The following is an 11,141-nucleotide window of genomic DNA, read 5'->3' on the forward strand; positions in this document are numbered from 1 at the left end:
TTCTCCTTTCTTACCAGCTTAGTGTTTGTTCGATGTATAATCGCGTTTACGCGGCGCAATCAGCGAAACGTCAACGTCTTCATAAGAGATTTGCGGGCCTTCCGGTGTCCAAGTCGCTTTCGTCGTTTTCATGAACTCTTCGTCATTACGATTCGGGAACTCCGGTTTGTAGTGCGCGCCGCGGCTTTCGTTGCGGAGCAACGCGCCAAGCGTCATCGCTTCAGCCAGCTCAAGCATGTTCCACAATTGACGTGTGAACGACAGGCTGGAGTTGTTCCATTGCGCAACGTCGTTAATATTGATTTTCGTATAACGCTGTTTCAGTTCTTTAATTTTGCCGATTGTCGCTTCAAGCTTATCGTTGAACCGGACAACCGTCATATTGTTTGTCATCCATTCGCCAAGCTCTTTCTGAATGACATATGCGTTCTCGTTGCCATCCAGGCCGCGAATCATGCTGATTTTGTCAACTTGACGTTTTTTCTCGCGATCGAATACGGAGGAGGAAACGTCGTCAGCCGATTTTTTAAGCCCTTTGATGTACTCAACCGCTTTTGGACCCGAAACCATGCCGCCGTAGATCGCGGAGAGCAAGGAGTTGGCGCCCAGACGGTTCGCACCGTGGTATTGATAATCGCATTCGCCAGCTGCGAACAGCCCTGGAATATTCGTCATTTGATTGTAGTCTACCCACAGTCCGCCCATCGAATAGTGAACGGCAGGGAAGATTTTCATCGGAAGCTTCCGCGGGTCATCGCCCGTGAACTTCTCGTAAATTTCGATAATGCCGCCGAGCTTCACGTCCAGCTCCTTCGGATCTTTATGCGACAGATCGAGGTAAACCATGTTCTCGCCGTTGATGCCAAGCTTCTCATCGACGCAGACGCTGAAGATTTCCCGAGTTGCGATATCACGCGGAACCAGGTTGCCGTAAGCCGGATATTTTTCCTCCAGGAAGTACCAAGGCTTGCCGTCTTTGTAAGTCCATACGCGTCCGCCTTCGCCGCGGGCCGATTCGGACATCAAGCGGTTTTTATCATCGCCTGGAATCGCTGTCGGGTGAATTTGAATAAACTCGCCATTCGCATAGTGAACGCCTTGCTGATAAATCGCGCTTGCCGCCGTACCCGTATTAATAACCGAGTTTGTCGTTTTGCCGAAAATAATGCCAGGGCCGCCGGAAGCCATAATAACGGCATCGCCAGCAAATGTGTGTACTTCCATCGAGCGCAGATCCTGCGCCGAAATGCCGCGGCATACGCCGTCGTCATCGATAACCGCGCCGAGGAATTCCCAGTGCTCGTATTTCGTTACGAGACCAGCAGCTTCCCAGCGGCGGACTTGCTCGTCCAAAGCGTACAGCAGCTGTTGGCCGGTTGTCGCGCCAGCAAATGCCGTACGGTGGTATTGCGTGCCGCCGAAGCGGCGGAAGTCAAGCAGACCCTCCGGCGTACGGCTGAACATAACGCCCATCCGGTCCATCAAGTGAATAATGCCAGGTGCAGCTTCGCACATCGCTTTTACCGGCGGCTGGTTGGCAAGGAAGTCGCCACCGTATACCGTATCGTCAAAGTGCTCCCAAGGCGAGTCGCCCTCACCTTTTGTATTAACGGCGCCGTTAATGCCGCCTTGCGCACAAACGGAGTGGGAACGTTTTACAGGGACGATCGAGAACAGATCGACATGTACGCCCGCTTCCGCTGCTTTAATCGTAGCCATAAGACCAGCAAGGCCTCCGCCTACGACGATAACTTTATTTTTAGCCATAACGCATCGCTCCTTGTCTTCAAACTATCCGATATTCGTCCATGCCAAAGCGGCACTAGCCGTTTCTTTGAACTCATCGCCCGTGAAAGCAACGAGGGAAAGAATGAACAGCGCGGACACGAGTACAAATACAACCATGCAAATATAAGAAGAAACTTTTTGCGCACGCGGGGAAATCGTAATGCCCCAGCTGATCAGGAACGCCCACAGGCCGTTGCTGAAATGGAACACAGCCGCCAATACACCTACAACGTACATGACGAAAAACGCCGGATTCGTTGCAATTTGGTGCATCGTGGAGCCAAGCTCCTCATGCGTTACGCTGCCGATGTAAACTTGAAAACGAGTCTGGTAAACGTGCCAGAACACGAAAATGAACGTCAGCACCCCTGTAATACGCTGCAGGGTGAACGCCCAGTTCCGGCTGTACGTGTATTGACCCGAATTCAGGTTCGACTGATAAGCCATATACAAACCATAAATACCGTGGAACAAAATCGGAAGGTAGATGCCAAAAATCTCAAGCACCGGCACAATCGGCAGGCTGTTGATGAAATGCACGCCGTTAGCGAACCCTTCCGGCCCGCGCTCAAACGCTTGATAGTTGGTCAAGGCATGCACTAGAATAAAGCCCCCGAGCGGAATCACCCCGAGCAGCGAGTGCAGCTTGCGCCAATAATACGAATTTCCTTTCATTTCATAGTTCTCCTTTCTAGACTCAAAATGCTCACTGTCTTTGAACAAACCATCCTACATTTTACCCCCGGTCGGAATAGCCGTCAACAAAAGTTGACACGGATTAGTCACACTTTCCATCCTACTCCTTTTCGTCTTATAATGGAATTGCATATTTTTTATAATTTACAATAACAATTACGCATAAGGACGTTTATCCGTCCATCCGGTTTGGAGGCGTTTTCTACTATGATTGAAGAGTTGGACATGTTTGCCGCCATTGTCGAGCATAAGAGCATGAACAAAGCGGCGGCCGTGCTGAATCTGTCGCAGCCTGCACTTTCGCGCAAGCTGGCCAAGCTGGAGGAAGATCTGGGCGCGCAATTGTTCCGGCGCATCGGCAAACGGCTGGAGCTGACAAGGATCGGACAGCTCACCTACGAATACGCGCTGGAGCTCCGCCACTCGCACAAGCGCTTTCTTGAAACGGTATCGGAATATGCGAACGCAGGCCGCACTTCCATTACGATAGGCGCCAGCCTGACGACGCTGCAAACGACGCTGCCTGATTTCATTAAAGCGCTAAACGCCAGCCACCCCGAATTCGACATTAAGGCGATTACGGGCAAGACACATGAAATCGTTACTCAGGTTCGCGAAAATAAAGCCGATATCGCAATCGTCGCCTCTCGTATCGAAGACGCGCAGCTGCATTGCGTGCCGCTGTTCGACGATCATCTTATGCTTGTCCTGCCAACCAGCATTGCGATCACGGGCAAAACTCATCTTGGCATCGATGACTTGAACGGCTTGCCGATGATTTTGTTCTCAAGAGGCACCTGGTACCGGATGTTAACCGACGAGGTGTTCGCCAAACATCATTTGCAGCCGGACGTCCGAATGGAGATTGACTCCTTCGAGGCCATTCTCCGCCTGCTTCACACTTGCCGCGCAGCAACGCTGCTGCCCCACTCCTACTTGCGCAAGCAACTGCTGGAGGACAATGAGCTGTCTGTCGTCTCTATTCAGGAGCTGGAGCAGACGAAGCGTACAACCTGTCTCATTCACGCTGATCCGGCTGGGCTCCATCCCGCCGTCCGCCTATGGATCGAAGAATTATCCGCCATTAACTGACTATGTAAAGCAAAGCGCAGCAAAGGACAGCGGCCAACAGCGCCACTGTCCTTATCATCACCTGATTACCGATAGTTCAAACTGTTCAATCTGATCATTTGTCCCGATGACGACCATGATATCCCGCTCATTCAGAACGTCTCCCGCCGTAGGCGCAATAATAACACCGCCCTGAGGCTTGTTGATCGCAACGATGCTGCAGCCGAACCGGGCCCGCGGATTAAGCTCGCTGAGCGATTTGCCGTTCAGCTCCCTTGGAACGACAAGCTCGGCAATTGTATATTCCTTCGACAACTCGATATAGTCGAGCAGGTTCGGCGATACGAGCTGATGCGCTACCCGAATGCCCATATCGCGCTCCGGATAGATGACCCGGTCTACGCCCAGCTTCTCCAATACCCGCCCATGAAGCTCGCTCATCGCCTTGGCGACAACCTTCTTCACGCCTAAATCCTTCAATAATATCGTTGTCAGGATGCTAGCTTGAATATCATCGCCGATTGCGACGACGCCACAGTCAAAGTTGCGTGCGCCCAGCGAGCGAAGCGCCTCTTCATCGGTACAATCTGCGGACACCGCATGCGTCAGCACGTCGCACATTTCCTGTACGGCCTCTTCGTCCTTGTCGATGCCAAGCACCTCATGGCCTAGTTGAATCAGCTCTCTCCCCAAGCTGGACCCGAACCTGCCAAGACCGACGATGACAAACTGCTTGTTCTTCATTTCTTAATTATCCCCATTCTCTAACCAATAGTAATTTTACCTTCGGGATACCGATACAGCTCTTTTTCTGTTTTTGGTCCCAGCGCATAAGCCAGTGTCAAAGGCCCGAGTCTGCCTGCAAACATCGTCAAGGCAATGACTATTCTGCCGAAATCCGACAGCTCCGGCGTCAAGCCGGCCGTTAATCCAACCGTCCCGAACGCGGAAGTCGTCTCAAACAATATTTTTACAAACTGCTGGTCTTCCGTTGTCGTCAGCAGCATGGTAACGCCAATAACTAGCGCCAGAGACAGCATCGTAATCGTCAGCGCCTTGAATATCCGGTCTTTCCCGAGCCGGTAACGGAACATGACGATATCCTCGCGTCCCCGGCCCATTGCGACAACAGCACCAATCAGCGTCGCAAAGGTGGTCGTCTTGATCCCACCGCCTGTAGAGCCAGGCGAAGCGCCGATGAACATAAGAATGACCGTGAAGAACAAGGTTGCCTGATGCAAAGAGGTGTAATCAAGCGTATTCGTGCCTGCCGTCCTCGGCGTAATCGATTGGAAGAAAGCCGCTAATATCTTTTCACCCCAATTCAGAGAGCCCAGCGTTTTCGCATTCGAGAACTCAAAGATGAAAATAACAATCGCGCCTACAACGATCAACGTTCCTGTCATGGAAAGCACGACTTTGCTCTGCAGCGACAGCCGTTTGTTTTTCTTTATTTCAAGCAGGTCGGATATGACGATAAAGCCGAGGCCGCCAAGCACAATCAGCAGCATCGATGTGATATTGACCAGCGGATCGCCAACATAAGCAGTCAATCCCCGGAAATGGCCGAAAATATCGAACCCTGCGTTATTGAAAAAGGATACGGCATGAAAAAGGCCAAAGTACGCCGCTTTACCGAGCGGCATATCGAAGGAGAAACGAATGGTGAACAAGAGCGCTCCAACCACTTCTATCGATAAGGAGTAAATAAACACTTTTCGGATCAGCCTAACAATGCCCTCCATGCTCGATTGATTCATCGCTTCCTGAAGAACGAGCCGCTCCTTGAGCGAAATACGTTTGCGAAGCACAAGGGCAAACAGCGTCCCCATCGTCATGAAGCCGAGGCCGCCGACTTGAATTAATAGCAATATGATAAGCTGCCCTGCTGTAGAGAAATAGGTGCCGGTATCGACAACCGCGAGTCCCGTTACGCAGGTTGCAGACGTTGCTGTAAATAAGGCATCAAGAAATCTTAGCCGTGTTCCGTCAGCCGAAGCAAACGGCATGCTGAGCAATATAGCGCCAATCAAGATAATAGCCGCAAAGCCGGATACGAGTATGCGCGGCGGTGACCATTTGCGAAAATCGATAAACTTCAACATGACACGCATCCCTTACCCGTTTTTGAGCATAAAAAAAAGCACCGGAAACCCAATGCTGCTGCGATGAGTCCTGTTCCATACAGCCTGCGAGGTTAGCTGACGGATTCGGGCCTGGAAAGGCGGCCCTATTCAGTGAAGTATGACTGCTTCACCGAAATTCACCCCATGCTGACGGAATACGTTCCGGCAACGATATGGTTCCCCCGTTTTCTTGCGGAAATTCGGCTGTTCTATTCAATTAACAATGATACCGATTATAAGCCTATTTCAACTGCAATACAAAACAAGCAATGTGCATAAAATAAGCTCAATTCATTCAAATTCAGCCAATGGGCAGCTCTGGCATATGCCGGGCTTCTCGCCGCTCGTTATTTCTCCCTTTTACAGGCTGCTGATCGAAGTTCAATATTTTACATGTTCTTTTTTCGCTGAATTGGCATTGGATAAAATAGGGAGTCCTATGGTATTGTTACTTTATCTGTTTTCAGCCGTACTATGGCTATATTGAAACCAAAACGAGGTGAATTATGGTTAATTCTATTGCCCCTGGTGACTGGAAACGATTTATGTGGGCCGCTATTATTGGCGCCGTTATTTTCGTTCTGGCTCAAATCCTTCCGTCACAAGGCAGCAGCTCCATGGAAGAGGAATCGATCGCATCGGTCAAAGCGAGCAAAAGCAAAGCGGAACAACAGGCTTTGCAATTCGCGAAGGAACACTTCCGCGAGGAGCCGGTCGAGGCGCATACGATTTATCAGACGGACAGCCTAGCGGCAGGTTATTTCTCCAAGCAGAAATTAACTTCCAAATTTGACAAAGCGTATGGCAACGATTTTCCTTACGATACGTTTCGGGTTCAATTGAAAATGAAAGACGACACCAACGCATTTGTATATGTACATATGACGACGGGCAAAGTTGTCGGCTGGAACTGGAAGGGCGGCGTGCCATTCCCCGAAGAACAGTCTCTTGTCCAAAAAGCTACGCAAGCGGCCTTGGACGCGGGTTTCCGCCAAGAAGAGCTGACGGAAACGATCACGTCTCCTAGAGGAGAAGTCGTGTTTTATCCGAAAGGGTACAAGCTCGGCGAGGCCAATCTAATGCTTACAGTCGGAGTCGCAAGCGGACCTGACGGAAAGCCGGTCATTAACCGGTATAAGGCTGTCTTTACACCTCCTGCAGACTACGTATCCAATATCGATAAGCAGAAGGGCATAGCTAACGTCTTATCGGTTGTCAGCTTGCTTTACATGGCGTTGATGACGCTCGTGCTGGCGATCATTTACGCCGTGCTCTACCGCCGTCATACGACGTTCAAACGCGGACTGTTCATCAGTGCATTATTTACGATCTTCTATATTTACAGCAACCTGGATATGATGGATGGCATTATGGCGCAGTCCGGCGAGGAAATTATGACGGATCAGGGGAAACTCGTGATGCAGATCATTACCGTCGTCATGCTCGTTCCTGTAGCGCTAGCCGTCTACTTCTCGCTCGTCGCCGGCGACGGCATGTGGCGCTCCAACAAACGCCCGTTATGGCCGGGATTCCGGGAAAAGGGCTACGGCGATCATGTATGGCGCAGTGTCGGGTTGTCCTATTTGCTGGCACTCATCCTTCTGGGATTGCAATCGATCATTTTCATCGTTCTCGAAAAAGGGATCGGCTCTTGGTCGACGACAGACGCGACAACCTCGCCTTACAATATAGGCACGCTGTGGCTGCTGCCTACACTGGCATGGTGCGCCGCTATTTCCGAGGAAGCGATTTACCGGCTGTTTGGCATCGCGATATTCAAGCGCTGGTTCAAAAACACGTTTATCGCCTCGCTTATCCCAACGGTCATGTGGGCGCTGGGGCATGTCGGCTATCCGATTTTCCCGTTCTACACTCGAGTAATCGAGCTGGTCATTCTCGGCCTTTTGTTCTGCTTCATCTTCATGCGATTCGGTTTCATTACGGCAGTATTCACGCATGCGATACTGGATACGCTGCTTATGAGCCTGTCTCTCGTGGCTACAGGTGAAGCCATCAATGTGACCGCGGCCATCATTTATGTCGTATTGCCGGTCATCATTGCAGGAGGCATCCGCTACTGGCATCGTAAGAGATTCCGGCCGCAGCCGGATATACCGCTCACTTAGAGCCTGATCAGATGAAAAAGAACCATTCCCGCAGCGGGAATGGTTCTTTTTTGTGCAGCTACTGCTTTCTGTATTTGATTAATTTGAAATGATAAGCGATATAAGGCATCCCCGGGAAGATCAGTACAATTAGCGAAACAATTGCCAGCCAGAATCCGATATTGCCGGCAAGAGCGGGAAGAACGCCGTATATACCCGCTGCTTTTACTAATGCAAGGACGAGAGTAACAAGCAGCAAAGGCAGGGCGGCTCTGCCCATCATTTTCTTTTCCCGCTCGTATTTCTCAACTAATGTCGCTTTGTCTGTATAGATCGGCTTCGTGCCCGCCGGCGCCTGAAACACATGAAAGCCGTTCCCTGCGGAGCAAATATGTGCCCAGCCTGCCTCTGCAAAAATAGCAAAGTAGTCCTCATCGGGGCTGACTTGAAAATCAACCTCATACGCATAGTTTTGCGGTTCAGCTTTTCTAAGCTTATACCCAAATGGAGCAAAACTGTCCAGAAGCCAGCCCTTCCGCGCGTACTTGCTTAATTTGCGCATATCCCTTTTTTCCGTAAACGCAAGTCCTCCACTCGTCACATACTTCGTCTGTTTCATCCCCGCTACACCTCGCCTTTCACCCCAAGTATTTGGTCGGCATGCCGAACCATTGCTCTCCTGCGCTCGGTATCCTGCCTCAATAGCTCAATACCCGCTGCTGTTGTGCCATACGTTTTTCGTTTCTCATCCCCATCGGCAACCAATTCAATAAAACCTGCCGCCAGCAGTTTCTTAATCGTCGTATAAAGCGATGCTGGGCCAATCGTAAGCCGATGCGCCGTCGTGGTTTCAATCCACTGCATAATCAGGTAGCCATGCTTGGGTTCTACGACGGATAAAAGAATATAAAAAGCGGTATCCGTCAGCTCGCCCATCTCCAAAGTATCATTTCTTGGCATAATAATAATTTCCTTTCATATATCGTTTAATGATATATCGTTAAATGAATTGTATCATTAAACGATATAACTGTAAAGATGAAATCGGGAATAAGAAAAGCCGAGCGAACAACAGGAACGTTTCCTGTGCTCGCTCGGCTTGCTTTTGGCGATATTTTGTTTGTGAGAAGCTCTATTGAAAAAACTCTTTATACGCTTCCCTTTCATCATAGTCATCATCAATACTGAATTCTTCGTCATAATTCCAATGGCCGTTCGCATATTCCATATAAATCATAGCCTCAAATATATATTCGCCTTCCGCTACGTCTTCCGTGGCATCGCTCCATTCCAGCGTTGCGTGAACTGCCGCTTCCTTCTCCCCAAGAAAAACAACCCGCTCCTTAGAAAGCTTATATCTCGATTCGGCAAGCTCAAAGTTGGTTTTCAAAACGATATCCCACCAATAATCAGAAGTTGGCATATTCTTATTCCAACGCTTAATGAATGACGGTGATGTATATTGGAGTGTAAGTTCAAAATTCTCCTCGTTATAAGCCTTATAATAAGTTCGCAAGTCGGCTAAAACAGCGTTTTGCTCCTTATTCCGCGCCCCTCGTATTTGTTCCGCAGTCTCATTTATATCCTTCGGCAGATCCATACTAAGAAAGATGTAGTTTGAATAAGAAACTTTCCATTGCCCGTATTCTTTGCGAAGCTTATAAACCATTTCCGTTCGTTGTTCCAAAAATTCCGTATTATCAATATAGTTAACCCAAAGCTTAGCTTCGTTAGAAGCTGTGAACTCCATATGATCTATCGTTACTTTAAAATCTCTGACAGGAATTTCGCTAACCGGTGATTCATAATCTCTGGCGTAACCCGCTTCCAGATTGTCAGAGGCCATTAGTTTAAGACTTTGATTGTGATAAAACTTCGTGACTAATTCCAGTATAGGCTTATCCTGGCCATAGCCGTATTCCAGCATGTGAACCGTTTGCTTCCGCTGTTCGTAATTCACCGAATACTTCATCAAATAAGCAATCAAACGAATGGGGATATAGGTTTCATTGTTGAATTCAATAACTGGAGCACGGTCATAATACTCTCTGCCATCGTACTCAACGATATCCTCACCTGCCCAGACGATAAGCTCAGCGCCGTTCACAATACCTTTGACCATCTTAGTCGTGCGGTCATAAGTAACCTTATAGCCTAATGCATTTAAAAGTTTGCGGAACGGGACGTACATCGAACCGGATTTAATAACTGGTTCTATCTCTGTCAGCTTCTTGTTATTTACATACAGTTGAATCGGTTTTGCCACCGCTGCATTCACATGAATCGGCGCAGCCGCTGTCATTAAGCAAATGACAAGCAGCCACGCGATAAACCTTCTAGACATTGGACACTTCCTGTTCTGTTCTATGGTTTTGTTTTTTTAAATACCGCCGTTAATCTCAATGAGGTTGCCGGCCGGATCACGTAAATAAGCGACGCGGTGCCCCCATTCGGGTGTATCATGCGGTTCCTTTATAAAGGTGATGTCATTGCTCCTTAGCTGCTCAAAAGCCACATCTACGTCATCTACGCTGACAATGATCGCAAGCCGCTCATTCGCGCTGAAGGGCTGCGTCCTGCTGACTATTTCGCTAGGCTCGCTAACCAGTAATGGCTCTAAAGCAAGGTGAATGTCTCCTGTTTGAAACTCGGCATACGGCGTATCTTCATTTCCGTGGAGCACTTCTAGTCCCATCAGATCCCGGTAAAACAAAAAGCATTCCTTAACATTCGGCACGAACAAACGGATATGTGCGATTTTCATAAGATCACCCTCCATATAATGGAATTGATTTCAATGGATCGATTATAGCAACCAGATACTGCTCGTACAACGAAAAAATGGTATGGGCGAGAAAAAAAGAAGCCGGCGTCATCATGACGTCGGCTCTTCGTTTAATGCGGCAATAATTTGTGCGGCAAGCTTATCTCCAATAGACAGAGGCCGGAAATCTTCTACCGAGGCCTCTTTGATTTTTTTGATCGAGCCAAAATGCTTCAGCAGCAGCTTCCGGCGCTTTTCCCCGATACCCGGGATGGCATCAAGCTGTGAAGCGATCATCGATTTACCGCGCTGCTCGCGGTGGAAGGAGATCGCGAAGCGGTGAACCTCGTCTTGGATGCGCTGCAGCAAGTAAAACTCCTGGCTGTCGCGCGGAAGCGGCACGACCTCAGGCGGATCGCCGGTCATCAGTTGGGCAGTCTTATGCTTCGCATCCTTCACGAGACCGCAGACCGGAATATAAAGCCCCAGCTCATTCTGCAGCACGTCCACAGCGGCCGATATTTGCCCTCTGCCGCCGTCGACGACGATAAGGTCAGGAGCAGCCAGCTGATCCTTCAGCACGCGCTCGTA

General features: G+C 49.4%; 11 protein-coding genes and 1 riboswitch. Of the genes, 2 read left to right on the plus strand and 9 right to left on the minus strand.

The annotated features are described in order from the left end of the window. Window positions 1-18: 18 nt before the first annotated feature. On the minus strand, window positions 19-1,767 hold the full coding sequence (gene sdhA / locus IEX98_RS17310) for a succinate dehydrogenase flavoprotein subunit (protein ID WP_188890465.1): 1,749 nt from the start codon (window positions 1,765-1,767) through the stop codon (window positions 19-21). Window positions 1,768-1,791: 24 nt separating this feature from the next. Beyond that, the gene (locus tag IEX98_RS17315) at window positions 1,792-2,463 is read right to left on the minus strand and encodes a succinate dehydrogenase cytochrome b558 subunit (protein WP_042165266.1); all 672 of its coding nucleotides are present in this window, start codon (window positions 2,461-2,463) and stop codon (window positions 1,792-1,794) included. A gap of 228 nt (window positions 2,464-2,691) precedes the next feature. Between IEX98_RS17315 and IEX98_RS17320 the strand changes: the two genes are divergently transcribed. Next, complete coding sequence (locus tag IEX98_RS17320) at window positions 2,692-3,576, plus strand: LysR family transcriptional regulator (protein WP_188890466.1); 885 nt, start codon at window positions 2,692-2,694, stop codon at window positions 3,574-3,576. 57 nt (window positions 3,577-3,633) lie between these two features. Here the strand turns inward: IEX98_RS17320 and IEX98_RS17325 are convergent, their stop codons facing one another. Continuing rightward, entirely contained in the window at window positions 3,634-4,299 is a 666-nt protein-coding gene (locus tag IEX98_RS17325) for a potassium channel family protein (protein WP_188890467.1), read from the minus strand. 20 nt (window positions 4,300-4,319) lie between these two features. Continuing rightward, window positions 4,320-5,660, minus strand: a complete 1,341-nt coding sequence (locus tag IEX98_RS17330) for a TrkH family potassium uptake protein (protein ID WP_188890468.1) — start codon at window positions 5,658-5,660, stop codon at window positions 4,320-4,322. A 66-nt stretch (window positions 5,661-5,726) separates the two neighbouring features. Beyond that, window positions 5,727-5,897: riboswitch (cyclic di-AMP (ydaO/yuaA leader) on the minus strand. Between the two features lie 290 nt (window positions 5,898-6,187). Between IEX98_RS17330 and IEX98_RS17335 the strand changes: the two genes are divergently transcribed. After that, the gene (locus IEX98_RS17335; RefSeq protein ID WP_188890469.1) at window positions 6,188-7,807 is read left to right on the plus strand and encodes a CPBP family intramembrane glutamic endopeptidase; all 1,620 of its coding nucleotides are present in this window, start codon (window positions 6,188-6,190) and stop codon (window positions 7,805-7,807) included. Window positions 7,808-7,865: 58 nt separating this feature from the next. Here IEX98_RS17335 and IEX98_RS17340 read toward each other — a convergent pair whose 3' ends face one another. The 5 genes from IEX98_RS17340 to IEX98_RS29215 form a co-directional block, all read right to left on the minus strand. Continuing rightward, window positions 7,866-8,405, minus strand: coding sequence for a DUF2812 domain-containing protein (locus tag IEX98_RS17340; RefSeq protein WP_188890470.1), 540 nt, complete (start codon window positions 8,403-8,405; stop codon window positions 7,866-7,868). A gap of 5 nt (window positions 8,406-8,410) precedes the next feature. Beyond that, entirely contained in the window at window positions 8,411-8,746 is a 336-nt protein-coding gene (locus IEX98_RS17345) for a PadR family transcriptional regulator (RefSeq protein ID WP_188890471.1), read from the minus strand. A gap of 172 nt (window positions 8,747-8,918) precedes the next feature. Next, on the minus strand, window positions 8,919-10,130 hold the full coding sequence (locus tag IEX98_RS17350; protein ID WP_188890472.1) for a copper amine oxidase N-terminal domain-containing protein: 1,212 nt from the start codon (window positions 10,128-10,130) through the stop codon (window positions 8,919-8,921). Between the two features lie 36 nt (window positions 10,131-10,166). After that, window positions 10,167-10,550, minus strand: coding sequence for a VOC family protein (locus IEX98_RS17355; protein WP_188890473.1), 384 nt, complete (start codon window positions 10,548-10,550; stop codon window positions 10,167-10,169). A 111-nt stretch (window positions 10,551-10,661) separates the two neighbouring features. Next, the coding region (locus tag IEX98_RS29215) for a helix-hairpin-helix domain-containing protein (RefSeq protein ID WP_268237834.1) at window positions 10,662-11,141 on the minus strand (480 nt) is incomplete at its 5' end.

This window comes from Paenibacillus radicis (ex Gao et al. 2016), assembly GCF_014641555.1.
GTDB lineage: Bacteria > Bacillota > Bacilli > Paenibacillales > Paenibacillaceae > Pristimantibacillus > Pristimantibacillus radicis.

Bases quoted from the DNA above. Each gene is read 5' to 3' on its own strand.
- sdhA (WP_188890465.1), bottom strand. From the start codon at position 1,767: ATGGCTAAAAATAAAGTTATCGTCGTAGGCGGAGGCCTTGCTGGTCTT.
- IEX98_RS17315 (WP_042165266.1), bottom strand. From the start codon at position 2,463: ATGAAAGGAAATTCGTATTATTGGCGCAAGCTGCACTCGCTGCTCGGG.
- IEX98_RS17320 (WP_188890466.1), top strand. From the start codon at position 2,692: ATGATTGAAGAGTTGGACATGTTTGCCGCCATTGTCGAGCATAAGAGC.
- IEX98_RS17325 (WP_188890467.1), bottom strand. From the start codon at position 4,299: ATGAAGAACAAGCAGTTTGTCATCGTCGGTCTTGGCAGGTTCGGGTCC.
- IEX98_RS17330 (WP_188890468.1), bottom strand. From the start codon at position 5,660: ATGTTGAAGTTTATCGATTTTCGCAAATGGTCACCGCCGCGCATACTC.
- IEX98_RS17335 (WP_188890469.1), top strand. From the start codon at position 6,188: ATGGTTAATTCTATTGCCCCTGGTGACTGGAAACGATTTATGTGGGCC.
- IEX98_RS17340 (WP_188890470.1), bottom strand. From the start codon at position 8,405: ATGAAACAGACGAAGTATGTGACGAGTGGAGGACTTGCGTTTACGGAA.
- IEX98_RS17345 (WP_188890471.1), bottom strand. From the start codon at position 8,746: ATGCCAAGAAATGATACTTTGGAGATGGGCGAGCTGACGGATACCGCT.
- IEX98_RS17350 (WP_188890472.1), bottom strand. From the start codon at position 10,130: ATGTCTAGAAGGTTTATCGCGTGGCTGCTTGTCATTTGCTTAATGACA.
- IEX98_RS17355 (WP_188890473.1), bottom strand. From the start codon at position 10,550: ATGAAAATCGCACATATCCGTTTGTTCGTGCCGAATGTTAAGGAATGC.